The following is a 26,383-nucleotide window of genomic DNA, read 5'->3' as shown; positions in this document are numbered from 1 at the left end:
TGGTCAGTGGGTGCTGGCGACGGAGATCGGTTCGCCCGACACCTCGGCGAACGGCCCGCGACGGTCGGCGACAACCAGGTAGACCACCGCGCCGAGACCGGCGCCGATGAACCAGGAGAACTCCGAGATCACTTCGAAGGCCGGGACGAACGCCATCACCAGAGCGATGGCTGCAGTCGGGACCAGAGCGGCGACTGCACGCATGTTCACCCCGCCGCGATAGTGGTAGGCGGCGTCGGGGGCCTCGCTGAACAGCGCGGGTACATCGATCCGGGCACGACGGACGAGCCAGTAGTCGGCCATCACGATGCCGAACAACGGTCCGAGGAGTGCACCGAGCCCGCCCAGGAAGTAGTTGATCACCGCGGGTGAGTTGTAGAGATTCCACGGCAGGATCACCAACCCGATCACCGCGGTGACCAGCGCCGCGCGCCGGAAGTCGAGATGACGCGGGAAGAGGTTCGACAGCGCATAGATCGGCGCGACGAAGTTGGCCATGAGGTTCACCGCGACGGTGAGAATCAGCAGCGCGAGGCAGGCCAGCACCAACAGGAAGGTGTTGGGCACGGTCTGGACGATGTCCGCCGGCGACTCGATGACCGTGCCGTTGATCCGGAACTGCGCCCCGGCGAGGACGATCACGATGCCGCCGAAGAGCAGCATGTTGAGCGGGATGCCCCAGAAGTTGCCGCCCACGATGGCTTTTCGCGATTCCGCGTTCCGGGTGAAGTCGCAGAAGTTGAGAACGAAGGTGCCGTAGATCGCGACCCACAGGCTCGCGCCACCGATGATCTGGAGCCACATGTCCACGCCGGTCAGGGAATCGGGCGTCGACCACGCGATGGTCCAGTCGGCGTTGCTCAGCATCCAGATGGCCAGGGACACCATCGTGATCAGGATGACCGGGCCGGCGAAGGCTTCGTAGCGACGGATCATCTCCATGCCGTAGCTGACGATGATCACCTGGATCACCCACAGGGACACGAAGGAGATCCAGCCCAGGGTCGACAGCCCGAGGAAGCGGTTGGTGTCCAGATCGGCCGCGCCGGGGAACAGCGCCACCAGCATGATCCGCAGGACGACGGACGCGAGGTAGGTCTGGATGCCGAACCACGCGATGGCCACTCCGCCTCGGATGAGGGCGGGGATCTGCGCGCCGCGGATACCGAACGAGATGCGACTCATGACCGGGAACGGCACACCCGTCTTCTCGCCCATGAACCCGGAGAGGTTGAGCAGCAGGAAGAGGAAGACACCGCCGAGGACCAACGCCGTCAGGATCTGCCAACCACCGAGCCCGAGCGCGAACAACCCGATCGCGAAGGCGTAGTTGCCGAGGCTGTGTACGTCGTTGGCCCACAGCGTGAAGATGTTGTAGCTGCTCCAACGCCGCCCGGCGCGACTCGTCGGCGCGAGATCGTCGTTGTAGAGCTTGGGACTCAGCCCGGCCGGGACGGTTCCGGTGGTGCCGGAAACGTCCTCTCCGACGGAGATTGTGTGCTGCTCAGTGCTCATCTCTGCACTTTCGGTCGGACGGTCGGCGATGACCGCGCTCCTACACTTGCGGGCGTTCCGTGATGTGGAATCAAGTTTCCGCGTTCGTGATAGTTAGCCCCACGCTCAGGGCCGTTGTCAATAGCATGACCCCGGGCTACTCGCGAGTTACGTTCCGAAATGACCGCGCAGAATTCCATGATGAGGAATAGTCTGAGCTAGTCTCTGGATCGACCCAGGACACGGCGACCATCAAGGAGTCCCGCCCCATGACCTCAGAATCCGGTGACCAGGCCCCTGTCTCCGACACCCCGTTCGACCTGGTCGTGCGTGGCGAGCAGACGCTGACGACCGCGGGCATCGTGGCGCGCGAGATCGGCATCCGCGACGGCCGGGTCGTCGCCATCGAACCGCTCGGGAGCGGCCTGGTCGGCGCCGAGGTCATCGAACTGGCCGACGACCAGGTGATGATCCCCGGCCTGGTGGACACCCACGTGCACGTCAACGAGCCCGGCCGCACCGAATGGGAGGGCTTCGACTCGGCCACCCGGGCGGCCGCCGCCGGTGGCGTCACCACGCTCATCGACATGCCGCTCAATTCGATACCGCCCACCGTGAACGTCGACGCCCTCGCCGAGAAACGAGCTGCCGCGCAGGGAAAGACGCACATCGACGTCGGTTTCTGGGGCGGCGCGATCCCCGGCAACGAAGACAACCTCCGCGGACTCCACGATGCCGGCGTGTTCGGCTTCAAGTGCTTCCTGTTGCACTCGGGCGTGGACGAGTTCCCGCACCTGACGGCCGACGAGATGGAAGCCGACATGGCGAAACTCGCCGAGTTCGACTCGCTGATGATCGTGCACGCGGAGGATTCGCGCGCCATCGACAAGGCCCCCTCACCCGAAGGCGATGAGTATCAACGGTTCCTCGCCTCACGGCCGCGCGGCGCCGAGAACCTGGCGATCGCCGAGGTGATCGAGCGCGCACGCTGGACCGGGGTCCGCGCCCACGTGCTCCACCTGTCGTCGTCGGACGCCCTTCCGATGCTGGAAAGTGCGAAGCGTGACGGCGTGAAGATCACCGTCGAGACCTGCCCGCACTACCTCACGCTGCTGGCCGAGGAGGTGCCCAACGGCGCGACCGCTTTCAAGTGTTGCCCGCCCATCCGCGAGGCCGGCAACCGTGAGTTGCTGTGGGAGGGTCTGCTGGCCGGCACGATCGACTGCATCGTCTCCGACCACTCGCCGTCGACCGTCGACCTCAAGGACCCCGAGAACGGCGACTTCGGGGTCGCGTGGGGCGGAGTCGCCTCCTTGCAGCTCGGGCTGTCACTCATCTGGTCCGAGGCCAAGAAGCGCGGCATCGACCTGCCACAGGTGATCGAGTGGATGGCGTCGAAGCCCGCCGACCTCGCCGGCCTGCCGACCAAGGGCCGCATCGCCCTCGGTTGCGACGCCGACTTCGCCATCTTCGAGCCGGAGTCCGCGCAGATCGTCGACGTCAACCGCCTCCACCACAAGAACCCGGTGAGCCCGTACGACGGCCGGGCGCTCGCCGGAGTAGTCACGGGGACCTGGGTTCGCGGGCAGAAGGTGGACTTCGAGACCGCCCGCGGGCGCATGCTCCGACGCGGCGACGTCTGAGGCCGACCGCGCGGACCTCCGCAGGGTCCGTTCCGCCCGGTCTGAGAACATCGTCAGCGTGCCCAACGACATCGTCCGGAAGTCACTGCCGTCGAGCCCGGTTCCGGCGTTGGTACGCCTGACCGACGAGGACGCTCCGTTCTGGCTGTTGCACCAAGCCCTCGGGTGGTCGGTGGTGCAACAGATGCTGTGGGTCTTCCCGGGACACGTGGCCGAGGAAAGTCTTCGTGAGTTCAACGACGCGCTGGCACAGGGGCGTCTGCACCGGCGCCTGGTCGACGCCCGAGTTCCGGGCGCGCGGCCGTACTGGGTCAGGCCGTCACAATCCGTCCCACCGGCGTTCGATGTCGAGCGGATCGACGATGCGGGTATCTCGGACTGGGCGGTGACCGAGTTGCGTGACGTCGAGCTCGATCCGTATGCCGGGCGTTGCTGGCGCATTCGCGCAGGGGTGACGACGTCGGGGCGCACCGTACTGTCGCTGTGCACACTCCACCTCGTGGCGGACGGTCGAGCGCGAATCGACGCGGTCCGCGACGCGTTGCGCGGCACAGCTTTCGGGGCACCGACGAACGCGGCCGAGGAGCACCCGGCGACCGCGTCGACGTGGGCCGATGTCTACGACGCCGCGCGCCAGGTGGCCGCGGCGGGTCTCGGTGTCACGCGTGCACTCCGGCAGTCCGTCCGGCGAGACGTCGACCCGACGGCCGTCGACCCCCGCCCGCCGCGGTCGCCGCTCGCCGAGCGCGCACCCACGGCCACGCCCGTGTGGGCCACTGCGTCGGTGGCGGTCGAGGACTGGGACCGCACCGCCGAACGCCATGGCGGCACTGCCAATTCGTTGTTCATCGCGGTGGTTGCGGGCCTCCTGAGGGTGGCCGGGTACACATCGCCCGACAACCCCGTCAAGGTCGGCGTGCCGGTTGCGGACCGTACCGGCGAGGACGACATGCGGGGCAATGCCGTGGCAGGCGTGACGGTCTATCTGACCCCGGTGCCCTCCCCCGCCACGGATCTGGGTCGCGTGCGAAACGTGTGTCGAGATGCCTATACCAGACTGGCCGAGGGGCGGCGGCCGGCACTCACACACTTGCGGCCTCTGGCGTGGCTCGTTCCGCCGAGCCGAATCGCAGGCAAAGGCGCGCCAGACGCCGGGTACCCGGACGCAGTCGCGTCCAATGTCGGCCAGCTGCCCCCGGAACTGTTGACTATCGGGGGTCTCACCGCCGACGACGTGACCGTCCGGGGCCACGCACAAGGCGTTGTGGCCGACGACCGCCACCGATACGGCGAGGGGGTCCAGGCATGGCTCACCCGGACCGAGGGTCACACGACTTTCACCGTGTCGGGCTTCGACGAGACGCACTTCGTCGACGACGAGACGTTCGGGGCGCTGTTGAGCCGGGAACTGACCGAATGGGGTCTGGCGCATCGGATCTGGTGAGGACCCCGACCGGTTTCGATCTACACGGATGCGGGTGTGCCATCGGACCCCTGGCCGGTCCGGACACTCTGACCCGCGCCACCGAGGATGCGGCGGAACACCGGCCGCGTCAGGACGGCCACCGGTCGTTGCACGGCGCCGGCCAGCATGCGGGTACCCAGATCGATTGCGCGCGCATCGATCCCGACCGGTATTCGCAGGCGCCCGGCGAGAACCCCGTGGAGGATGGCTGCGGCCGCGGCGGCCGGACGCGTACCGGGCATCCGGTGGGTGAAGCCCTTCGCCACGAAGTCACGTACGCGCGGATCGACATAGCGTGCGCGGTAGGCGATCTCGGTGTGGACCGCGCCCGGGAAGACGATGTGCAGGGTGACGCCCGACGCCTCGGCCCGCAGCTGGTGCTGCACGGTCTCCGAGTAGCCACGGGTGGCGAACTTCGAGGCCGAGTACGCAGATTGGGATGGCGAGCCGAGTAGCCCGAAGGCACTCGACGTGTTGACGATGTGTCCGCTGCCGGCCGATTCGAGATGGGGAAGGAAGGCCGTCGTCCCGTTGACGACGCCACCGAGGTTCACCGCCATGATCCGGCGTGCGTAATCGTCGTCCTCCTCGAGGATGCCGGCGACCATCGTGATGCCTGCGTTGTTGAACACGATGGCGGGCGGTCCCGCCGCCTCGACGATCCCGTCGGCATAGGCACGTACAGCCCCGGCGTCGGAGACGTCGAGTTCGGTGAACGTCACCCGACCGCCGTCAGCGCGACACATCCGTGCGGTCTCGTGGCCCGCGGACACGTCGTCGTCGACCAGGAACACCTCGACCCCCGCGCCGGTCAGATGCCGGGCGAGCGCGCGGCCCATGCCCGCACCCGCGCCGGTGATCACGACCGGCCGCCCGGCACACAGTCGCCGGAGCCGGTGGTCACTGACCTGTGGATGCCAGAGCACCTCGGGACGCCACGAGAGGTCGGGACATCGCTGCAGGAACGCGCGCCAGTTCGTCACCCTCGGGGAACTACCCGCTCGCCGGACCGCTACACATCCCGTGTTTCCACCGGGCGCCTCCCGATACCGTGTGCTCACCGAGACCGTGCGTTCACCGGGACCGGGCGTTTACCGAGACCGGGCCCGGGTACCCCGCGCACCGAACGTGACCACACGAGAGGAGGCGGCAGTTGAGCGCATCGGACGCCGTTGTCATCGGAGCCGGCCACAACGGTCTCATCGCCGCGATCCGGCTCGCCGACGCCGGGTGGGACGTCACGCTGCTGGAGGCGCAGCCGGAGGTCGGCGGCGCGGTACGCAGTGCGGAGCTGACGCCCGGCTATGTCTCCGACCTGTTCAGCGCCTTCTACCCGCTCGCGGTGGCCTCGCCGGTGTTCGCCGACCTCGACCTCGACGCGCACGGCCTCCGCTGGAGCCGGGCGCCGCTGGCCTTCGGACACCCTGCCGGTCCCGACGACGACGACGCGCCGGTGGTGTTTCCCGACGCGGCCGACACCGCGGCGCATCTCGGCAACTTCGACCGCCACGACGAACGCGCCTGGCTCGACCTGATCGAGCAGTGGCACCAACTGCGTCCCGCAATTCTCAACACCTTGTTCGGACCGTTTCCGCCGGTCGGCACGCTGCTCAAGCTGCTGCGATCGATCGGCACCGCTGATGCGCTGCGCCTCGCGCGGTTTCTGATCCTGCCCGCCGACCAGATGGTGCGGGAGCTGTTCAGCAGCGAGAAGTCCGGCCTGCTCATCCTGGGCAACGCGCTGCACGCCGACATCCCGCTCCATGCTCCCGGCAGCGGTCTCATGGGCTACCTGCTCACGATGCTCGGCCAGGACACCGGCTACCCGGTCCCCGTCGGGGGCGCGGGTGAGCTGTCGGCAGCACTGCGGCGACGCGCCGAGAGCGCCGGGGTGAGTGTCGTCTGCGACACCGAGGTCACATCGATCGATGTCCAGGGCGGGCGCGCCGTCGGCGTACTCGACGGCACCGGTCGCCGTTGGCCCGCCACCCGCGCCGTGCTGGCCGACGTCTCGGCACCGGCGCTCTACACTCGGCTGCTCTCCCCCGACGATGTACCGACCCGCGTCCTCGACGACCTGCGACTGTTCACCTGGGACACCCCGGTGGTCAAGATCAACTACGCATTCGGCGAGCGAATCCCCTGGCGGAGTTCCAATCTCGGCGGGGCAGGCACCATCCACCTCGGCGCCGACGCGCGCAACATCGCGTATTCGACAGCCGACATCGAGACCGGCCGGGTCCCTGAACATCCCTTCCTGCTGTTCGGCCAGATGACCACGTCCGACGCGAGCAGGTCACCCGCCGGCACCGAAAGTGCCTGGTCGTACAGCCATCTGCCGCGGGGCGTCACCGACGACGAGGCAGCGCAGTTGCTGGCCCGTCGGATGGACGCGGTGCTGGAAGCGCACGCCCCCGGGGTCTCCGACCTCGTCGTCGGCCGCAGCGTCCAGACGCCGCACGACCTGCAGACCGCCGACGCCAATCTCGAACACGGCACGGTCAACGGTGGTACCGCACAACTGTTCCAGCAGTTGATCTTCCGTCCCACCCCGAACCTCGGGGGAGCCTCGACACCCATCGATCGCCTGTACCTCGCGGGATCGGGCGCACACCCCGGCGGCGGGGTCCACGGCGCCTGCGGCAACAACGCGGCGCGTGCCGCACTGGCATCGGACGGTGTCCGCGGCCTGCCGCGAAGACTCCTGAGTCGCAACATTTTGCAGCGCATGACGAAGACCCGGAACGCCCACTGAACATCTGAACCGACAGCGGACGTCTGAACCCACACCGAACGGAGACACGGAAGAATGAATCGAGTCCAACGCCACACGAGCGCAACCCCGGCCCAGGTGTGGTCGGTGCTGTCCAATGGCTGGCTCTACGCCTCCTGGGTGGTCGGCGCCTCCCGCATCCGCGATGTCGACCACAACTGGCCGCAGGCCGGCTCGAAGATCCACCACTCCGTCGGTGTCTGGCCGGCACTGCTGAACGACGAGACCGAATCCGTGGAGTCCAAGGCGGGTCTGCTCGAACTCTCCGCCGCCGGTTGGCCTTTCGGTCGCGCCCGCATCAGGATGACGATCGAGAAAGACGGCGACGGTTCGCTGATCGGCATGGAGGAGTTCGTGGAAACCGCACCGCTGAGGTGGATTCCGCCGATGATCCAGGAGACCGCGATGTCACCGCGGCTCAACGAATGCCTGAAGCGTCTGGCGATGCTCGCCGAGAATCACGCCTTCTGACGGTTGCTCCGCCCCCTGCTCGGGTACGCGCCCGATATGACCACAGCACTGGCGATCACCTGCACTCTCAAGCCCTCACCCGCGCCGTCGAGCAGCGACCTCATCGCGCAACACCTTCTCGATGCGCTCGCGCAGCACGGTGTCGACGGCGACATCATCCGGGCGGTCGACCACGACATCAGGCCCGGCGTCGAGCGGGACATGGGCGAGGGTGACGCCTGGCCCGCGATCTTCGAGCGCGTCGCAGCGGCGGACATCCTCATCCTGGCCACGCCGACATGGCTGGGCCACATGTCGAGCGTCGCCCAGCGTGTGCTGGAGCGCCTCGACGCGGAGGTCTCCGAAACCGACGACGCCAGACGCCCCTCCATGCTCGGCAAGGTCGCGATGTGCGCCGTCGTCGGCAACGAGGACGGCGCCCACAAGATCATCGCGGACGTCTTCGGCGCGCTCGACGACATCGGATTCACCATCCCCGGGCAGGGCAGCACCTACTGGAACGACGAGGCGATGGGCGGCCGTGACTACAAGGACCTCGCCTCGGTGCCCGAGGCCGTCGACACCACGACCCACAACGCGGCACGCAACGCCGCGCACCTGGCCCGTCTCCTCGCGCAGAACGCCTATCCCGCCTACGAGTGACGCGTCAGCGCACGACCTTGATCGTGTCGAGGGCGTCGTCGGCGGCGTCGGGCAGGTTCATCCCCGCGTTCTTCCCGGTCCGCAGATACTCGACCACTGCCTCGTTGAGCACTTCGCCCGGCACGACCACCGGGATACCCGGCGGGTAGGGCGTGATCTGTTCGGCGGCAACCCGTCCGGGCGCCTCGTCCAGCGGGACCGACTCGGTGTCGCCGAAGAAGGCGTCACGGGGCAGCATCGCGTTCTCCAGCTGCAGTTCGAGCGGCGACGGTTGCACGATGAGTCCGGGCGGATCGAATGACGCTGCGGCGGAACCCAGATCGGTGAGCGCATCGAGAAGCCGATGGGCCGTCTTCTCGTCGTCGGCCTGCGAGATGGTCGCGAGTACACGCCGGTGGTCGCTGAGTCCGACATCGATCTGCCGGTGCTCGCGCAGCCAGTCCGCACACTGATAGCCGCTGACCCCCAGGTCGGACACGTCGATGAGCACCTGTAGCTCGTCGAGGTCGTGGCTGGCCTCCTCGTGCAGGAGTTCGTCGTGCATGACCGTGAACCCGGGTAGCTCGTCGATGCTGCGACGGAGGGACCTGGCCAGGTCCAGCGCGGCACCCAGTAACTCTCGACCCGACTCCACCATGTGCCGGCGCCAACCGTCGAGCGCCGAATAGATCAACACATTGGGACTGGTCGTCATCAGGAGATCGGCGCACTGGGACAGGCGCGACCGGTCCACGAGGTCACCCTGGACGTGGCACACCGATCCCTGCTCGAATCCGGCTCCCATCTTGTGGACGCTGACGACGCAGACGTCTGCACCGGCATCCATCGCCCACGTCGGCAATTCGTCGTGGAAGGGCAGGTGCGCACCCCATGCCTCGTCGACGATCAGCGGCTTCCCGAACTCGTGACAGACGTCCGCGATCGCCCGGATGTCGGCGCAGGTGCCGTAGGGGGTGGGGCTGACGATGAGGAGACCTGAGGCCTGTGGGTCGGTCTCCCACGCCTTGCGTACTTCGGCCGGTGACGGCGGGTGGGTCAGGTGCAGGTTCTCGTCCCAGCGCGGCCGCACCCATCGTGGACGAAGGCCCGAGAAGATCAGGCCCGCCACGATCGACTTGTGCGCGTCGCGGGTGATCAGCAGTTCGCCGTTGCCGCCGCCCGCCACGGCCAGCATCGCCGCCTTCACCGACAGCGAGCTCCCGCAGGTGGAGAAGAACGCCATCTCGGCGTCGACAGCCTGCGCCATCAGGTTCTCGGCGTCCGACAGGTAGCCGCCCCGCATCCGCCGGTCGTCCAGACCGCCCGACGCCAGGAGGTCGGCGGCGAAGGCATCGGCACCGATCACTCGCCTGGTGCGATCGTCGACACCTGCACCCTGACGGTGTCCCGGCGGGGTGAACCCGTATCGGTTGTTCCGCCGATAGGCGTCGAGGGCTTCCAGGAGCGGTGCGCGGGACTGGTCCACCACCCCATCGTACGAGCGGATCGACGAGGCGCAACGGTAGCGTGACATCGACTCCGACTCAGTCGGTTTCGTCGTCCCGCTCGCGGCGCGCGGCCTCCGAGGCCTGACGGCGCAGGCGTTCCCGATAACCATAGGTGGCGCGCAAGACGTCGTCGTAGCTGTCCGCGCTGGAGCCCAACGCCCCCGCGAAGATGCCCATCGAAGTGGCCAGCCACGAGAGATACACGTAATTGCGCAGTCCCACCGGATATCCCAGCTGTGAAGCGAGGAAGTTCTCTTCGATGACGATCAGCGCCGCGATCAGGGTGGCCACGAACAGACCGGCGTAGAGCACGAGCGCACCGAACGCCACGGTGCACACCGTCGCCATGTTGTAGAGCCGGGCCCTCGGTTTCGAGGTGACCGCCGAACGCTCCCACAACCGGTTGTTGGTGATCAGCCACACCGAGGCGAGCACCATCGACAACAGGCTGATCGCACCCAGCCGCCAAGGGCTCAACGCGTTGGCCATCGACCAGATCGTGGAGAAGAAGATGCCGAACGAGGCTGCCGCCGCGGCGGCAGCCGTCATACCGGTCAGGGTGGGGATCAACCGCCACGGCCGGTTGCCCCGCACCATCCCAGCCATCAATCGTGCACGATGCCGATAGCCCTCGGCCAGAACGTATTCGGTGTCGCCGTCGCGCACCACACTCAGCCCGCGCCGATCCTCGAGTTCGTTCATGGACCCGGCGTCGAGCGTCGCGCGAACAACGGTCTCGATCAGGGTTCGCAGAGCACGCCGCGGGGTGGCACCCAGAGCCGGCAACGCCAGTACCGCCGCGCGGCGTTCGCGATCGACCTCGGCCAGGACCACCCGGTTCCGCGTGGAATCGGGTGCGTCGCCCGCGCCGCGGGACTGGTAGAGACGCGGCATCTCGGTGACGAAGACGATCACCTCGCCCGCGGTGTCGTCGGTCCCCCAGACGGTTTCGAGGTCACCGCGGGGTGTCATCTGCAACGTGGTATCACGGGTGACGGTGAAACCCCGGTACTCGAGCCCCGATTCGCGAGCGATCTGCTCGATCTTGTTCTCCCCGTGCGCGATCAGGGTCTCGGGCAAGCCGTGCTCGGCCACGATCCGCAGGCCGCCCGCGCGCCCGCCGCCGTTGCCGGAACCCTCGCCGTCGTGTCTCTCGCCGTCGTGTCTCTCGCCGTCGTGTCCTTCGGTGAGCATGGCCCGAACACTAGCGCGACTCAGTCCGGCGGTTCGGGTGCACCCGCATCCGACGGGTCCGGGTCTTGCTGCTCGGCAGCATCCGGCTCGTCGACGGTGCGCTCCTCGAGCTCGTCCACCTTCCGGCGCGCGTCGTCGGGTGTGGCGCTCGGCGTTCCGGTCTCACTCAGTTCCATCGGGAGTTCTTCCGACATCGGGTATCACGACCATTCCTGTTGGACTGCGGACCGTCGCCGGGTTCCCCTGCCCGACCGCCGTCAAACGTCCGGACTCCGCGCCGATGAGCTACCGGAGTGCCCGCGTCACAGCGTCGAGGTGTCGATCACGAAGCGATAGCGCACATCCGAGGCGACCACGCGGTCATATGCCTCGTTGATTCGATCCGCCGAGATCACCTCGATCTCCGCGCCGATGCCGTGCTCGGCGCAGAAGTCGAGCATCTCCTGGGTCTGCGCGAGGCCGCCGATCATCGAGCCCGCGAAGCTGCGCCGTTTGCCGATCAGCACGCCGGCCGGGACCTCGATCGGGTGTTCCGGCAGGCCCAGTTCGACAAGAGTCCCGTCGAGGGCGAGCATCCCGAGGTACTTCTGCATCGGGAGGTTCGCCGACACGGTGTTGAGAATCAGGTCGAAGGAGTTCCGCAGTTCCTTGAAGGTCTGCGGATCGCTGGTCGCGTGATAGTGATCGGCACCGAGGCGCAGACCGTCCTCCATCTTCTTCAGCGACTGCGACAGCACCGTGACCTCTGCGCCCAGCGCATGCGCGATCTTGACCCCGACGTGCCCGAGGCCGCCGAAGCCGACGATGGCCACCTTCTTGCCGGGCCCGGCGCCCCAATGCCGCAACGGGGAGTACAGCGTGATGCCAGCACAGAGCAGGGGTGCCGCCTCGGCCAGTCCGATGCCCTCGGGGATCCGGCACACGTAGTTCTCGTCGACGACGATCGCCGTGCTGTAACCGCCGTGCGTGGGCTGGCCGTCGCGGCCGATCGCGTTGTAGGTGCCGACACCGCCGCGCTCGCAGTACTGCTCCTCGCCGAGGCGGCACGGTTCACACTCCCGGCACGAGTCGACGAGGCAACCGACCCCGACCCGGTCGCCGACGGCGTACCGGGTGACCGAGTCACCGACGGCCGCCACGGTTCCGGCGATCTCGTGCCCGGGCACAACCGGGAACCTGGTGCCTCCCCACTCGTCGCGCGCGGTGTGGATGTCGGAGTGGCAGATCCCCGCATACGCGATGTCGATCGACACGTCGTGGGGACCCAGATCGCGCCGGTCGATGGTCGTCGGCTCCATCGGGCGGTCGGCGGCGGGCGCGATGTAGGCGTTGACGGGCGTGGGCATGGGGCCTCCTGCGGTCGGTGTCGGGCTGCTGCGCATGTACAGGTCGTCGCACAGGTCTCGTGGACGGATGCGGACTGGCGCATGTGTGCGGTACCGCCAGTCTGCCCGCCCAACCCGCATCGACGCCATAACGGCACGTGGGAGGCCCGCACCCGCTGGATCCTCGGCCGCCGATCGTTACAATGACCGACGGTGACGATCAACAGCTCAGTCGACGACGGTCAACGCAGCCAGCTGCATCCGGTGTCCCGGGTCGCCGAGATCACGCGATTCGGGACGACAACCGTGCACGCGGCGGCGGGCGTGGGCCGATTCGTCCTCCACACGGCAGGCGACGCGATGCGCGGTCGCGCACCCAGTTCTGCACGCGTCGCACACGAGATCCGCACGACGTTCGAACACCTCGGCCCCACCTACGTGAAGCTCGGGCAGCTCATCGCGTCGAGTCCCGGTGTGTTCTCCGAAGCGATGTCGGCCGAATTCGAGTCGTTGCTGGACCGCGTCAAACCCGCCGACCCGGCGCTCATGCGCGCGCAGTTCGTCGCCGAGCTCGGCCGCCCGCCGGAGGACGTGTTCGCGTCCTTCGACCCCGAGCCCATCGCCTCGGCCTCGATCGCGCAGGTGCACACCGCAACACTGCACAGCGGCGAAGAGGTCGTGGTGAAGATCCAGCGGCCGGGTATCGCCGACCGACTCGCCCCCGACGTCGCGATCCTCGAACGCCTCGCCGGGCTCGTGGAGGTCTCCGAGTACGGCCGCATGCTCAGCGCGCGACACGTCGTCGAGGACTTCGCCGCAGGCCTCGACGCCGAGCTGGATTTCCGCATCGAAGCCGACACCATGCGCGAATGGTTCGACTGCCTGCAACCGGGCCCGTTCGGCGACCGGGTGCGCGTCCCGCGGGTCCACGACGAGTTCACGACGCAGCGGGTGCTGACGATGGAACGCATCTACGCCACACGCATCGACGATGCCGCCGCCGTACGCGCGGCCGGGCACGACGGTGTCGCCCTGTGCCGCAATCTGCTCCTGTCGCTGCTGGACTCGGCGTTCCACGGCGGCCTGTTCCATGGCGATCTCCACGCGGGCAACGTGCTCGTCGACGACGCGGGCAAGCTCGTGCTGCTCGACTTCGGCATCGTCGGACGGTTCACGCCGCGCACTCGTCGCATCCTCCGACAGCTCGTCGTCGATCTCGTCGTGCGGGGCGATCACGAGTCCGCAGGCCGGGCCATCTTCTTGTTGGGAGCGGTACACAAGCCGGGTTCCACGACCCAGGGCGCCGAGGACATCAAGAAGGTGACCTCGCCGTTGTCCACCACCGATCTCGGTTCGATGTCCTACACCGACCTGGGGCGTCAGCTCGCGGCCGTCGCGCGGGCCCACGACGCGCGACTGCCCCGCGAACTCGTCCTCGTCGGCAAACAGCTGCTCTACGTCGAGAAGTACATGAAGCTGCTGGCGCCTCGATGGAAGGCCATGTCCGACAAAGAGATCTACGGCTACATGGCGGGAATCCTGAAAGAGGCCGAGCGCGACCGGCGAGCCGACCGCGCACGACTCGGCTGATCGCCGGTGGCCGATCCCGGCATGTCGGACCCCCACTGTGACCTGCTCGGGCCGGTGCGACCGCTAGGGTAGGGGCGATCAGCTGATACCAGGAGTCACACATGAAGCGATTCGTGCCGGCAGTGCTGGCCTTCTTTGGCGCCGCGTGCATCGCGGCGGCCATCGCCATACCTCTCTATCTGGTACCGCAGTTGAAGGTGGTGCCACTCGATCTGGACATCACCTCCGACGCCACCACGGTTGCCGCAGACGGCTCGACCGGAGAGCGGTTCCCCGCGGTGATCTTCGACCGTTGCTCGGTGTCGGAGAATCGGGCTCGCACGCTCGACGCGTCGCTGAAGCAGCAGCGCCGTTCGATCATCACCGAGCCGTCCGACAGTCGCCAGGCGAGCCTGCAGTCCGCGCAGACCGTCCTCATCGAGCGACTGCGTGACGCCGAGGGCGTCGAGACAGAGCCGACGGTCGCGGGCGCGGGCGACACCCGCACCTGTGAGGACGGGCTGCTGACCGCAACGATCGACCGCGTCTCGGTCAACCGGAAGACTTCGGCACCGAACGGGGCGGTGAGCTCGCTGCAGCTCGAGGCGGTCCCCGAGGGCGGCAACGTCAACGACGTGTCGGTCGCCCTCGACAACCGCACCGGCTACCAGTACAAGTTCGGCTTCGACGTCCAGAAGCGCGACTACCCGTACTACGACCTCAACACCCGCCAGGACTGCGCGGCGAAGTTCGAGGGCGAAGAGACCATCGACGGCGTCAAGACCTACCACTTCGTGTGCGACGTCCCCGAGACCGACCTGTCGAATCTTCCCAACGCGCAGGGTGAAGCCGCACTGGGCACGATGCTGACGATGCCCGCCCGGTGGTGGGGCATCACCGGTCGTGGCGTTCGTGCCAACGACCCGATCACGATGCACCGCTACGCGGCGGCGACCCGCCACGTGTGGGTGGAGCCGACCACCGGCACCATCGTCGACGGACGTGAGGACCAGCACCAGTACTTCAAGTCGCCCGATCAGAGCGACGCAACCCCGGCGCCGGTGCGGGACTTCCGCATGGATGCACTCAAGGGCACGTTCAAGTGGACCGACGCGACGGTCAAGAACCAGACCGAGAAGGCCAGCGGTTACGTCGACCAGCTCAAGGTCGGCGGTGTGTGGGTGCCCATCATCCTCGGCGTCGTCGGCGCCATCCTGTTGATCATCGCGGCACTCCTGTTCTTCCGCGGTCGACGGAACGACACCCGTCCGGACGACGCGCCGCCGGTCGTCACTCCGCCGGCCGACGAGCGAGACACCACGCTGATCAAGCGTGACCCGCCGCCGGCCGCCGGTGCCACACCTGCGGGCGCCAACCCGTGGGAACGGCCGACCGAGCAGATCCCGAGGGTCGACGGCGGCGACCCGCCGGCCGACGACTCGGCCACGCGGACCTTCCGCAAGCCACCGCCCGAGTAGGGCTCGGCAGTACAGCGACCACCGCGGGCGCATCCGGTATCCACCGGGTGCGCCCGCGGTGTTTGTGTAGGACCTCGGCATCGCTCTTTCCGCTCCCTGAGGTGCGAGGAGCATTCCTGCCCCCTGAGGTGCGAGGAGCGCAAGCGACGAGCCTCGAAGGGCATGGTGACGCCGGTTTCGAACCCTTCGTGGCTCGCTCCGCTCGCACCTCAGGGAGCAAAAGAGGCGCCCCGCACCACGGGGGAGCGATAAACGAGGCGCCCCGCACCACAGGGAGTGAGAAGAAGGGCCCCCACAACAACAAGGGCCGGTGACCCGAAGGTCACCGGCCCTTGCCGAGTGCTTACGTGAGCGGTCGGCTCAGAAGAACGCGGGGCGGAAGGTCTTGGCCCACGACTCCTTGAAGGTGCTCTGCCAGTAGTCCCACCAGTGCGCACCGTCCGGGGTGATCCGGGTGGTGAGCTTGACGCCCGGGACGAGCGCGAGGCGGCCGATGTAGAGCTGGCTGCTGGTCGACGCGGCGACCTCGAGCGGGATCATCTGCGCGAACTTGACCGGGTCGAAGTTGGCGCTGGCCGGGTTGACCGACGAGTCGTACTTGCTGCCGACGCCGCTACCGGACGAGACGTAGACGTTCTTGCCCGCCAGGTTGCCCGCGCTCAGGAACGGATCGTTCTGGAACCAGGTTCCGGCGGGGTAGAAGCCCCACATGTTGAACGGGTTGCCGCCGACCTCGGCGACCGAGGCCATGATGCCCTGGGTGAAGCCGGGCATGGTGACCGTCGGGTAGCCGCTGTACGACGCGACCGCCTTGTAGAAGTTCGGGTGGCGCGACGCGAGGTTCAGCGCCGAGGTGCCCGACATCGACAGGCCGGCGATGCCGTTGCGACGGTTGTCGCTGCCGTGGCGTGCTGCCATGTAGCCCGGCAGTTCACGGGTCAGGAAGGTCTCCCACTTGTTGACGCCCAGCTTGGGGTCGGGGGTCTGCCAGTCGGTGTAGAAGCTGCCTGCGCCACCGAACGGGATCGCAACGTTGGTGCCCTTGCCGGCCATGAAGCGCGCGACATCGGTGTTGATCAGCCAGCCGCTGTTGTTGGCGGGTGCACGGAGGCCGTCGAGCAGGTACAGCGTCGGCTTGGGTCCACCACCGCCGGCCGAGACGATGCACACGGGCACGGTCCGGTTCATGGCGTTGGAGCGGACGTACTCGACATTGCAGCCGTTGGCCGCGGAGGCCTCCGGCGGAGCGGCGACCAGCGTCAGACCCGAGACGGCCACAAGAGCCACGAGTCCGGCGACCAGGCGCTTACGGGCGCGTGTCAGCATTCGTCAGTTTTCCTTCGGATCACCACGGCCGGAATCGGCCGCTTGCGGGTCTTGCTACCGGGTACTGCTGCGGGCATGTGTACGAGGTCGTACGTAGAGGGGATTGTATTGGTCCCCCCTGGGAGCGGTACCCGTCCTGCTGAAGTGTAACGGCACGATAACGTCGCAGCAAAGGCGAGAGCGGGTCTCGTGATGACGACTTCGAGTGTCGCACATCACATCGGGCCCCTGCGAACAGCCCATTTGGTGCATACGCGGCGCTCCCGGCCGTGATGTCGTCCGAACGGACCAACTCGTCGCGATCCGGCCGTTATCGGTTTGGGTGGGCAACGGTGACTCGTGGAATCCCCGCCGACCGGCGCTCTGGGCGCCGCATCGTCGTGGGCCGGATCCAGGTCCCGACGCGCGGCCACCCACTAATGTCGGGTCGGTGAACATGGATGAGTATCTGTCGGCCGACGCCACCACGCTGGCCGGGCTCGTCGCGTCCGGTGAGGTCACAGCCGCCGAGCTCCTCGACCTCGCACGGACTCGCGCCGATGCGGTCGACGATGCTCTGAACGCGATCGTGATCCGCATGGATGCCGAGGCGGACCGCCGGGCAGGCGGCGAACTCTCCGGCCCGTTCGCCGGTGTCCCGTTCCTCATCAAGGATCTGGCCCAGGACTACCGCGGCTATCCGACGACCCGCGGGTCGCGGGCACTCGCCAATCACGTCGCGAAGGAGCATTCGGTCACCGTCCAACGGTTCCTCGACGCCGGGCTGGTGATCTTCGGCAAGACCAACACCCCCGAGTTCGGGGCCAAGGGGATCACCGAACCCACGTACTGGGGCCCCACCCGCAATCCGTGGAACACCGAGGTCACTGCCGGCGGTTCCTCGGGCGGCAGTGCCGCCGCGGTCGCCGCGGGCATCGTCCCCGCGGCCGGCGCGAGCGACGGCGGTGGCTCGATCCGCATCCCGGCTGCATGTGCCGGCCTGTTCGGATTGAAGAGTTCGCGCGGCCTCATGCCGTTCGGCCCACAGACCGGTGAGCCGCTGTTCGGCATGGGGGTCGAAGGGGTGGTGACGCGCACGGTACGCGACGCCGCCGCCCTCTACGACGCCCTCATCGGCCCGACACCGTCGTCGACCTACCCCACGCCCCTGCACACCGAGAGTTACACGGCCCGCATCGCGACTCCCCCGCGCCTGCTGCGGATCGGCGTCACCACGAAGTCGGCGATCAACCCGAATCCCCACCCCGAGGCGGTGGCCGCGGTCGAGCGCGCCGTGGCGTTGCTGACCGACCTGGGCCATCAGGTCGAGGAGGTCGACCCGCCCCACGACGACGCCGAACTCGCCCGCGACTTCCTCGACATCTGGTTCGCCAAGTGCGCCGCCCAGGTCGACGAGGTCCGCAGACTCACCGGCGCACCCGACTCCCACTTCGAGGCGGACACACTGACCCTCGCCGAGCTCGGTCGCTCCGCGGGTGTCGTGCCACTGTTCACCGCACTCGACCACATCAACGACCACGTCCTGGCGCTCGAACGGTTCCACCAGACCCACGACCTGCTGCTGACCCCCACGCTGGCGGTACCGCCGCCGCGGATCGGCTCGATGACCACCCCACCGGTTCTCCAGCAGGCCGCCCGACTTGCGGCGCGCGCCCGCGGCGGGCGGGTCATCTCGCGCCTCGGCATCATCGACCAACTCGTCTACGAGAGCCTCGGGTGGGTGCCGTACACGCAGCTCGCGAACCTCACCGGACGGCCGGCGATGAGTGTGCCGCTGCACTGGACCGACGCCGGGCTCCCCCTGGGCGTCCAGTTCGTCGGCAGGCTCGGCGCCGACGGCGATCTCCTGGCTCTCGCCGCCGGCCTCGAGCAGGCCGCGCCGTGGTTCCACCGGTACGCCGACATCGCGCTGTAGTACCGGGCTAACCTCGTCTGCGAGTGCACATGCCGGGAGCAGCCCGGCGTGGCGGCGGTGTGAGGAGTTGCGGTGGCGGAGCGCGAGGCCGACGCGGTGGTCGTGGGTGCGGGACTTGCGGGTCTCGTCGCGACGTACGAGCTCACCAAAGCCGGGCGACGCGTGCTCGTCGTCGACCAGGAGAACCGCAACAATCTTGGCGCACAGGCGTTCTGGTCCCTCGGTGGCCTCTTCATGGTGGACACACCCGAGCAGCGGCGCCTCGGCATCCGCGACTCGGCCGACCTCGCCCTGCAGGACTGGATGGGCTCCGCGGGCTTCGACCGGGAGGACGAGGACTACTGGCCGCGGCAATGGGCCCGCGCCTACGTCGACTTCGCGGCCACGGAGAAGCGTCAATACCTGCACGATCTCGGCCTGCGGATCACCCCGATCGTCGGGTGGGCCGAACGTGGCGGCGGGTTCGCCGACGGCCACGGCAACTCGGTGCCCCGGTTCCACCTCACCTGGGGCACCGGGCCGGAGGTGGTCCGAGTGTTCGCCGAACCGGTCCTCGAGGCCGAGAAGCGCGGCCTCGTCGAGTTCCGGTTCCGCCATCGCGTCGACGAGCTGATCGTCGAAGACGGCACGGCCGTGGGCATCCGAGGCGCCACCCTCGCCCCCACGGACGCCGATCGCGGCCAGGCCTCCAATCGGGATGTGATGGGCGACTTCGAGATCCGGGCGGGCGCGGTCATCGTCACATCCGGCGGCATCGGCCACAACCACGACCTCATCCGTAAGAACTGGCCGGTCGACCGGCTCGGTCCCGCGCCGGAGACGATGATCTCCGGCGTGCCGGCCCACGTGGACGGCCGGATGCTGGAGATCACCGAGACCGCCGGGGCCAACATCGTCAACCGCGACCGCATGTGGCACTACACCGAGGGCATCCACAACTGGGACCCGATCTGGCCCGATCACGCGATCCGGATCATCCCGGGCCCGTCGTCGCTCTGGCTCGACGCGAACGGCAACCGGCTCGCGCCGCCCAACTTCCCCGGATTCGACACCAATTCGACGATGAAGGCGATCCTCGCCGCCGGGTACGACTACTCGTGGTTCCTCCTCACCCAGACCATCGTGGAGAAGGAGTTCATGCTGTCTGGGTCCGAACAGAATCCCGACATCACGGAGAAGGACCTCAAGCTCACCGCGCGCAGCCGACTCGCCAAGGGCGCCTCCGGGCCCGTCGACGCCTTCGTCCGCAACGGCGTCGACTTCGTGGTCGCCGACAACCTGCCCGAACTGGTGGCCGGGATGAACAAGATCGCACGAGGTCCGCAACTCGACCTCGCACACATCGAGCGGATCGTGTCCGCCCGGGACGCCGAGGTCGGCAACAAGTTCTCCAAGGACGCCCAGCTGATGGCCATCACCAATGCCCGACAGTTCGTCGGGGACAAGATCGTTCGAGTGGCCAAGCCGCATCGTCTGCTCGACCCCGCGCACGGCCCGCTGATCGCGGTCCGACTCAACGTGCTCACCCGAAAGACCCTGGGCGGGCTCGAGACCAACCTCGACTCCCAGGTCCTGCGACCCGACGGCAGCGCTTTCGACGGGTTGTTCGCCGCGGGCGAGGTCGCCGGCTTCGGCGGCGGTGGCGTGCACGGATACAACGCCCTCGAGGGCACGTTCCTCGGCGGGTGCATCTTCTCCGGCCGCGCCGCCGGACGCGCAGTGGCGCGGGCCTTACCGCGCACCTGATTCCGGGCCGACCACAGCGCCTGATCGTCGTCCAAAAGGGTTGCCTGCCCTATACATTCGCGGCACGATCTGCCACCCCACCGTTCGAGCCCATGGGCTAGGGTGTTCAGCGTGCCGGTGCCCCAGACCATTCTCACGCGGAAGACGAAGTCGGCGATCTTCCTGGTCTTCACCATCGACGACGGCGGTGAAGACGCGGTTCGCGATGCGCTGGAAGAGATTCCCGGGTTGAACAACGCGGTGTCGTCGCGGGCACCCGAGGCAGCGCTGGCCGGCATCGTGTCGATCGGATCAGACGCCTGGGACCGCCTCTTCGACGGCCCACGACCGCGTTCGTTGCGCCCGTTCGTCCCCTACGAGGGCGCAGTCCACACCGCGCCGGCGACCCCGGCCGACCTCCTCGTGCACATCAAGTCCGACGACATGGGTCTCTGCTACGAACTCGGCGCCAAGATCACCGAGGCCCTCGGAGACGCGGTCACCGTCGTCGACGAGGTACACGGCTTTCGCTACTTCGACCTCCGCGATCTCATCGGATTCGTCGACGGCACCGAGAACCCCACCGGTCAAGCCGCGATCGAGGCGATCACCGTCGGCGACGACGACCCCGACTTCGAAGGTGGCAGCTACGTGGCCATCCAGCGGTACGTCCACGACCTGTCGGCCTGGAACGCGTTGAGCACCGAAGACCAGGAGGCGGCGATCGGGCGCACCAAGCTCGACAACATCGAGATGTCCGACGACGAGAAGCCGGCCAACTCCCACATCGCGCTCAACAAGGTCGAAGACGAGAACGGCGAGGAGATCGACGTCGTCCGGGACAACATGCCCTACGGCGACGTCTCCGGGAACAGCGCAGATGGCCCGGGGGTGAACGGCACCTTCTACATCGCCTACTCGGCCGGCCCCGACGTCACCGAGGAGATGCTCCGCAAGATGTTCATCGGCGACCCGCCCGGCAACCACGACCGCCTCCTCGATTTCACGACCGCGGTCACCGGCGCCCAGTTCTTCACCCCTACGCTCGACTTCTTCGAAGACCTGCCGCCCGCGCCCGGTGGCGCCCCGGTACCCGAACCCGCCCGCGCGACGCCATCCGACGGCTCGCTCGGGATCGGGTCCCTGCACTGAACCGTCGAAGCACCCAGACAGCACCGCCCGCACCGCACCAGGAGGAACCATGAACAACCTGCATCGCGAACTCGCACCGATCTCCGAGGCGGCGTGGGCGGAGATCGAAGAAGAGGCGACGCGCTCGTTCAAGCGCAACATCGCCGGCCGTCGACTCGTCGACGTGACCGGTCCACTCGGCTCCGACACCGCATCGGTCACCCTCGGACACCGCTCGAAGATCGACTCGCCCGCCCAGGGCATCACCGCGTTCCAGCGCCGCACCCAGTCGCTGGTCGAACTGAAGGTCCCGTTCACCGTCTCGCGTGAGGCGATCGACGACGTCGACCGCGGCGCGAAGGACTCCGACTGGGACCCGGTCGTCGAGGCCGCCCGCGAACTCGCCCTCGCCGAGGACCGGGCCATCTTCGAGGGATACGCCGCGGCATCGATCACCGGCATCCGGTCCGAGGCTTCCGCCAGTCCCATCGCCCTGCCCGACGACGTCCGCGACTACCCCGAGGCCGTCACCCAGGCCCTGAGCACGCTGCGGCTGGCCTCGGTGGACGGACCGTACGCGGTCGCCATGTCGGCCGACGTCTACACGCAGGTCAACGAGACGTCGAACCACGGCTACCCGATCCTCGAACACATCCAGCGGCTGCTCACCGGCGACATCGTGTGGGCGCCGGCGATCAGCGGGGCATTCGTGATGAGCACCCGCGGCGGCGACTTCGAGCTGACCATCGGCCAGGACGTGTCCATCGGATACGACTCACACGACGCCGACGTCGTGAACCTGTACTTCCAGGAGTCGTTCACGTTCCTCACCCACACCGCGGAGGCCGCGGTCGCCCTCACCGCGCCGACAGTCCTCTGACGCACACCGACCGGGGGTCGTCGACGATTCCCATCCGGCGGATACCCGGATGAGTCCGTTGCGAACGGCAACTACCCTGGCGCAGGTGATCGCAGTAGCACTCGGCCCGCTCGCTCCGCTCCCGGCGCCGGTCCAAATCGGCCCGCTCGCTCCGCTCCCGGCGCCGGCATGCTGACCCAACTAGTCCGCACCTACCTCGCCCGGTACCGGCTGAACGTCGCCCTCGTCATCGTGCTGCAGTTGTTGGCGACCGTGGCGATGCTGTACCTGCCGAGCCTGAACGCAGACATCATCGACAACGGCGTCACCCGCGGGGACACCGGCTACATCCTGCGCATCGGCGGATGGATGCTGTTGGTGAGCGTGGCCCAGATCGTCGTCACGGTCACCGCGCAGTACTTCGGCGCCCGAGCCGCACTGGGCGTCGGCCGCGACATCCGCGGCGATCTCCTGCACCGCGTGAACTCGTTCTCCGCCCGCGAGGTCGGCACCTTCGGCGCCCCGTCGCTGATCACCCGGACCACCAACGACGTCCAGCAGGTGCAGCTGCTCATCGTGATGAGCAGCGCGATCCTCGTGATGGCGCCGATCATGTGCGTCGGCGGAATCATCATGGGCGTGCGGGAGGCCCCCGCGCTGTCGTGGGTCATCGCCATCGCGGTACCCATCCTCGGTGTGTCGATGGGCGCCATCATCGCGAAGATGATCCCCGGGTTCCGCGCGATGCAGGAACGGATCGACAACGTCAACCGTGTGCTGCGCGAACAGATCACCGGCATCCGGGTCGTCCGCGCCTTCGTCCGCGAAGACTACGAGCGCAAACGGTTCGCCGTCGCCAACGACGATCTCGCCGACGCGACCCTGCACGTCGGCCGGCTGATGGCCCTGATGTTCCCGGTCGTCATGGTGATCACCAACGTCACCATCGTCGCGGTCATCTGGTTCGGCGGTCACGCGGTCTCCGACGGTTCGCTGGAGATCGGCGCGCTCACCGCGGTGATGAGCTACGTCATGCAGATCCTGATGTCGGTGATGATGGCGTCGTTCCTCGCGATGATGGCGCCACGGGCGGCCGTCTGCGCCGAACGCATCTCCGAGGTACTCGCCACCGAGACCTCGGTGCACCCGCCCGCCGATCCCGTCGGATTCGCCGCGCATCCCGGCACGGTCGAGTTCGACGCCGCCGAATTCCGCTACCCCGGGGCCAGCGATCCGGTGTTGCACGACATCACCTTCCAGGTCACGCCGGGCACGACCACCGCGATCGTCGGATCGACCGGATCGGGCAAGACCACGCTCCTGGGTCTGGTGCCCCGCCTCATCGACACGACGGCCGGCGAGGTGCGGGTGGGCGGCGTCGACGTCACACGGCTCGACCCGGACGAACTGCGCTCGGTCGTCGGCCTCGTCCCCCAGCGTCCCTACCTGTTCTCCGGGACCGTCCGCTCCAACATGCTGCACGGCAAGTCCGACGCGACCGACGACGAGATCTGGGAGGCGCTGCGCATCGCGCAGGCCGAGGACTTCGTGTCCGCCATGCCCGACGGACTCGACACCAAGGTCTCCCAGGGCGGGACCACCGTCTCGGGCGGACAGCGCCAGCGCCTCGCGATCGCACGCGCCCTCATCCGCAAGCCCTCGATCTACCTCTTCGACGACTCGTTCTCCGCACTCGACCTCACCACCGACGCACGACTGCGGGCCGCACTCCGGCCCGCGACCCGCGACGCCGCGGTCATCGTGGTGGCACAACGTGTCTCGACCATCGTCGAGGCCGAACAGATCGTCGTCCTGGACCGCGGCCGGATCGTCGGACTCGGAACGCACGACGACCTGCGACAGTCGTGTCCCACCTACGCCGAGATCGTCGAATCGCAGATGGCGATGGAGGAGCGTTCATGACCCGGCCCGGAGGCCCGCCGATGGCGGCCGGACCCGAATCCAAGCCGCGGTCGTTCTGGCCGTCGGTCAAACGCGTTGTCGCCCAATTGGCTTCCTACCGAATGCTGATGGCGGTCACCCTGGGCTCGCTGGTGGGTTCGGTGGTGCTCATCGCGATCGCGCCGCGTGTCCTCGGGCATGCGACCGACCTCGTCTTCGACGGCGTCATCGGGCGGACCCTGCCGGAGGGGCTCACCAAGGACCAGGCCGTCGCGGGCCTCCGCGAGAGCGGTGACAACACTTTCGCCGACATGGTCTCGTCCATGGACGTGACCCCCGGCGTCGGAGTCGATTTCGGCGACGTCGGACGGGTTCTGCTGATCACCCTGGCGCTCTACGTCGTCTCGTCGTTGCTGGCCTGGCTGGCCGGTTACCTGCTGAACATCGTCGTGGTCGGGACCATCCGGCGCCTGCGCGACGACGTCGAGGCGAAGGTCCACCGTCTGCCGCTGCGCTACTACGACACGATGCCCCGCGGCGAACTGCTCAGCCGGGTCACCAACGATCTCGACAACCTGTCGCAGAGCATGCAGCAGACCATCTCCCAGTTCGCGAACTCCGTGCTAACGGTGATCGCCCTGCTGATCATGATGATCTGGATCTCGCCGCTGCTGGCGCTGATCGCCGTCGCCACGGTGCCGCTGGCGATCATCGCCACGGGGGTCATCGCCAAACGGTCCAAGCCGCACTTCTCCGCGCAGTGGTCCTCGACCGGGGCCCTCAACGCCCAGGTCGAGGAGGCCTTCACCGGCCACGAGCTGGTGACCGCCTTCGGTCGTCAGCGCGAGATCGAGGCGACCTTCGACGAACGCAACCAGAAGCTCTACGAGTCCAGCTGGCGCGCGCAGTTCATCTCCGGCGTCATCATGCCGACGATCATGTTCCTGGGAAACCTGAACTACGTCGCCGTCGCCGTCGTCGGCGGGCTACGGGTGGCATCGGGTTCGTTGAGCCTCGGCGAGGTGCAGGCGTTCATCCAGTACTCGCGGCAGTTCACGCAGCCGCTCACGCAGATCGGGTCGATGATCAACCTGATGCAGAGCGGCGTCGCCTCCGCCGAACGCATCTTCGACATCCTCGACGCCGATGAGCAGACGCCGGACGCCGCGCACCCGCAGACCCCGGCCTCCGACAACGGGCTCATCGAGTTCGACGACGTCTCGTTCCGGTACGTCGAGGACAAGCCGCTCATCGAGAACCTCAGCCTCGTGGCCCGGCCGGGTCACATGGTCGCGATCGTCGGTCCGACCGGCGCGGGCAAGACCACCCTGGTCAACCTCATCATGCGGTTCTACGACGTCGACTCCGGTGTCATCCGCGTCGACGGCGTCGACGCCACGACGATGACGCGCGACGACCTGCGCGAACGGACGGGGATGGTGCTGCAGGACTCGTGGCTGTTCGGCGGCACCATCTACGACAACATCGCCTACGGTGACCCCACCGCGTCCCGCGAGGAGGTGCTCGACGCGGCCCGGATGAGCCACGTCGACCACTTCGTGCGCACCCTGCCCGAGGGATACGACACCGTCCTCGACGACGAGGGCGGCGGGGTGAGTGCCGGTGAACGCCAGCTCATCACGATCGCCCGGGCCTTCCTCGCCCGGCCGACGATCCTCATCCTCGACGAGGCGACGAGCTCGGTCGACACCCGCACCGAGCTCCTCATCCAGAAGGCCATGGCGAACCTGCGCTCGGATCGGACGAGTTTCGTGATCGCCCACCGCCTTTCGACGGTGCGTGACGCCGATGTCATCGTCGTCATGGAGGACGGCCACATCGTCGAACAGGGCAACCACGACGAGCTCCTCGCCGCCCGCGGCGCGTACTGCCGCCTCTACGAGAGCCAGTTCACCGGCGCGATCGAGGCGAGCTGAGGCCGGTTGTTCCCTGAGGTCGAGCGCCGAGCGCCCGCCCCCTGAGG

At 67.9% G+C, this 26,383-nt stretch carries 20 protein-coding genes; 13 read left to right on the top strand and 7 right to left on the bottom strand.

The annotated features are described in order from the left end of the window. Nucleotides 1–3: 3 nt before the first annotated feature. A complete protein-coding gene (locus MAY35_RS07945; RefSeq protein ID WP_238420453.1) occupies nt 4–1,515 on the bottom strand; it encodes an NCS1 family nucleobase:cation symporter-1 in 1,512 nt (503 codons plus the stop codon). Between the two features lie 248 nt (nt 1,516–1,763). Here MAY35_RS07945 and allB point away from each other — a divergent pair, with 248 nt between their 5' ends. Continuing rightward, nucleotides 1,764–3,137: an allantoinase AllB gene (gene allB / locus MAY35_RS07940; RefSeq protein WP_238420451.1), complete on the top strand. Its 1,374-nt coding sequence runs from the start codon at nt 1,764–1,766 to the stop codon at nt 3,135–3,137. Nucleotides 3,138–3,195: 58 nt separating this feature from the next. Continuing rightward, a complete protein-coding gene (locus MAY35_RS07935) occupies nt 3,196–4,581 on the top strand; it encodes a hypothetical protein (RefSeq protein ID WP_238420448.1) in 1,386 nt (461 codons plus the stop codon). Nucleotides 4,582–4,601: 20 nt separating this feature from the next. On the opposite strand, the gene MAY35_RS07930 is transcribed toward MAY35_RS07935, so the two are convergent. Next, a complete protein-coding gene (locus tag MAY35_RS07930; RefSeq protein ID WP_308192444.1) occupies nt 4,602–5,585 on the bottom strand; it encodes an SDR family NAD(P)-dependent oxidoreductase in 984 nt (327 codons plus the stop codon). Between the two features lie 170 nt (nt 5,586–5,755). Between MAY35_RS07930 and MAY35_RS07925 the strand changes: the two genes are divergently transcribed. From MAY35_RS07925 to MAY35_RS07915, 3 genes are read left to right on the top strand one after another with little or no spacing between them, the layout of a single operon-like run. Further along, nucleotides 5,756–7,357, top strand: a complete 1,602-nt coding sequence (locus MAY35_RS07925) for an NAD(P)/FAD-dependent oxidoreductase (RefSeq protein WP_238420446.1) — start codon at nt 5,756–5,758, stop codon at nt 7,355–7,357. A 54-nt stretch (nt 7,358–7,411) separates the two neighbouring features. Further along, the gene (locus MAY35_RS07920; protein WP_238420444.1) at nt 7,412–7,846 is read left to right on the top strand and encodes an SRPBCC family protein; all 435 of its coding nucleotides are present in this window, start codon (nt 7,412–7,414) and stop codon (nt 7,844–7,846) included. A gap of 36 nt (nt 7,847–7,882) precedes the next feature. Continuing rightward, the gene (locus tag MAY35_RS07915; protein WP_238420442.1) at nt 7,883–8,488 is read left to right on the top strand and encodes a flavodoxin family protein; all 606 of its coding nucleotides are present in this window, start codon (nt 7,883–7,885) and stop codon (nt 8,486–8,488) included. A gap of 4 nt (nt 8,489–8,492) precedes the next feature. Here MAY35_RS07915 and MAY35_RS07910 read toward each other — a convergent pair whose 3' ends face one another. The 4 genes from MAY35_RS07910 to MAY35_RS07895 form a co-directional block, all read right to left on the bottom strand. Further along, nucleotides 8,493–9,953 (bottom strand): aminotransferase class I/II-fold pyridoxal phosphate-dependent enzyme, encoded by a 1,461-nt coding sequence (locus MAY35_RS07910; protein WP_238420440.1) that lies wholly within the window; start codon nt 9,951–9,953, stop codon nt 8,493–8,495. 58 nt (nt 9,954–10,011) lie between these two features. Continuing rightward, entirely contained in the window at nt 10,012–11,073 is a 1,062-nt protein-coding gene (locus MAY35_RS07905) for a hypothetical protein (protein WP_238420631.1), read from the bottom strand. A 116-nt stretch (nt 11,074–11,189) separates the two neighbouring features. Continuing rightward, complete coding sequence (locus MAY35_RS07900; protein WP_238420438.1) at nt 11,190–11,345, bottom strand: hypothetical protein; 156 nt, start codon at nt 11,343–11,345, stop codon at nt 11,190–11,192. Between the two features lie 126 nt (nt 11,346–11,471). After that, complete coding sequence (locus tag MAY35_RS07895) at nt 11,472–12,515, bottom strand: NAD(P)-dependent alcohol dehydrogenase (RefSeq protein WP_238420436.1); 1,044 nt, start codon at nt 12,513–12,515, stop codon at nt 11,472–11,474. A gap of 192 nt (nt 12,516–12,707) precedes the next feature. Here MAY35_RS07895 and MAY35_RS07890 point away from each other — a divergent pair, with 192 nt between their 5' ends. Together MAY35_RS07890 and MAY35_RS07885 are read left to right on the top strand one after the other, a co-directional pair. After that, complete coding sequence (locus tag MAY35_RS07890) at nt 12,708–14,084, top strand: AarF/ABC1/UbiB kinase family protein (protein ID WP_238420434.1); 1,377 nt, start codon at nt 12,708–12,710, stop codon at nt 14,082–14,084. A 101-nt stretch (nt 14,085–14,185) separates the two neighbouring features. Continuing rightward, nucleotides 14,186–15,541: a DUF3068 domain-containing protein gene (locus MAY35_RS07885; RefSeq protein ID WP_238420432.1), complete on the top strand. Its 1,356-nt coding sequence runs from the start codon at nt 14,186–14,188 to the stop codon at nt 15,539–15,541. A 360-nt stretch (nt 15,542–15,901) separates the two neighbouring features. On the opposite strand, the gene MAY35_RS07880 is transcribed toward MAY35_RS07885, so the two are convergent. Then, complete coding sequence (locus tag MAY35_RS07880; RefSeq protein WP_238420430.1) at nt 15,902–16,867, bottom strand: alpha/beta hydrolase family protein; 966 nt, start codon at nt 16,865–16,867, stop codon at nt 15,902–15,904. 436 nt (nt 16,868–17,303) lie between these two features. On the opposite strand from MAY35_RS07880, the gene MAY35_RS07875 reads away from it, so the two are divergent. From MAY35_RS07875 to MAY35_RS07850, 6 genes are all read left to right on the top strand, one after another. Further along, on the top strand, nt 17,304–18,782 hold the full coding sequence (locus tag MAY35_RS07875) for an amidase (RefSeq protein ID WP_238420629.1): 1,479 nt from the start codon (nt 17,304–17,306) through the stop codon (nt 18,780–18,782). Between the two features lie 72 nt (nt 18,783–18,854). Next, the gene (locus MAY35_RS07870) at nt 18,855–20,528 is read left to right on the top strand and encodes an FAD-binding dehydrogenase (protein WP_238420428.1); all 1,674 of its coding nucleotides are present in this window, start codon (nt 18,855–18,857) and stop codon (nt 20,526–20,528) included. 111 nt (nt 20,529–20,639) lie between these two features. Next, nucleotides 20,640–21,659, top strand: coding sequence for a Dyp-type peroxidase (locus tag MAY35_RS07865; RefSeq protein WP_238420425.1), 1,020 nt, complete (start codon nt 20,640–20,642; stop codon nt 21,657–21,659). Between the two features lie 49 nt (nt 21,660–21,708). Beyond that, on the top strand, nt 21,709–22,518 hold the full coding sequence (locus MAY35_RS07860; protein WP_238420424.1) for a family 1 encapsulin nanocompartment shell protein: 810 nt from the start codon (nt 21,709–21,711) through the stop codon (nt 22,516–22,518). 168 nt (nt 22,519–22,686) lie between these two features. Next, on the top strand, nt 22,687–24,420 hold the full coding sequence (locus tag MAY35_RS07855; RefSeq protein ID WP_238420422.1) for an ABC transporter ATP-binding protein: 1,734 nt from the start codon (nt 22,687–22,689) through the stop codon (nt 24,418–24,420). After that, nucleotides 24,417–26,336: an ABC transporter ATP-binding protein gene (locus MAY35_RS07850; RefSeq protein WP_238420420.1), complete on the top strand. Its 1,920-nt coding sequence runs from the start codon at nt 24,417–24,419 to the stop codon at nt 26,334–26,336. Before MAY35_RS07855 ends, MAY35_RS07850 begins: the two co-directional genes overlap by 4 nt. Nucleotides 26,337–26,383: the final 47 nt, after the last annotated feature.

The organism is Gordonia sp. 'Campus' (assembly GCF_022206305.1).
Classification (GTDB): Bacteria; Actinomycetota; Actinomycetes; order Mycobacteriales; family Mycobacteriaceae; genus Gordonia.
Note: the sequence above shows the minus strand (reverse complement) of the source record. Positions and strands in the feature narration are given on the sequence as shown.

What these genes read in the sequence shown, in the direction of transcription:
- MAY35_RS07945 (WP_238420453.1), bottom strand. Translation starts at nt 1,515, where the DNA reads ATGAGCACTGAGCAGCACACAATCTCCGTCGGAGAGGACGTTTCCGGC.
- allB (WP_238420451.1), top strand. Translation starts at nt 1,764, where the DNA reads ATGACCTCAGAATCCGGTGACCAGGCCCCTGTCTCCGACACCCCGTTC.
- MAY35_RS07920 (WP_238420444.1), top strand. Translation starts at nt 7,412, where the DNA reads ATGAATCGAGTCCAACGCCACACGAGCGCAACCCCGGCCCAGGTGTGG.
- MAY35_RS07915 (WP_238420442.1), top strand. Translation starts at nt 7,883, where the DNA reads ATGACCACAGCACTGGCGATCACCTGCACTCTCAAGCCCTCACCCGCG.
- MAY35_RS07900 (WP_238420438.1), bottom strand. Translation starts at nt 11,345, where the DNA reads ATGGAACTGAGTGAGACCGGAACGCCGAGCGCCACACCCGACGACGCG.
- MAY35_RS07895 (WP_238420436.1), bottom strand. Translation starts at nt 12,515, where the DNA reads ATGCCCACGCCCGTCAACGCCTACATCGCGCCCGCCGCCGACCGCCCG.
- MAY35_RS07885 (WP_238420432.1), top strand. Translation starts at nt 14,186, where the DNA reads ATGAAGCGATTCGTGCCGGCAGTGCTGGCCTTCTTTGGCGCCGCGTGC.
- MAY35_RS07880 (WP_238420430.1), bottom strand. Translation starts at nt 16,867, where the DNA reads ATGCTGACACGCGCCCGTAAGCGCCTGGTCGCCGGACTCGTGGCTCTT.
- MAY35_RS07875 (WP_238420629.1), top strand. Translation starts at nt 17,304, where the DNA reads ATGGATGAGTATCTGTCGGCCGACGCCACCACGCTGGCCGGGCTCGTC.
- MAY35_RS07860 (WP_238420424.1), top strand. Translation starts at nt 21,709, where the DNA reads ATGAACAACCTGCATCGCGAACTCGCACCGATCTCCGAGGCGGCGTGG.
- MAY35_RS07855 (WP_238420422.1), top strand. Translation starts at nt 22,687, where the DNA reads ATGCTGACCCAACTAGTCCGCACCTACCTCGCCCGGTACCGGCTGAAC.
- MAY35_RS07850 (WP_238420420.1), top strand. Translation starts at nt 24,417, where the DNA reads ATGACCCGGCCCGGAGGCCCGCCGATGGCGGCCGGACCCGAATCCAAG.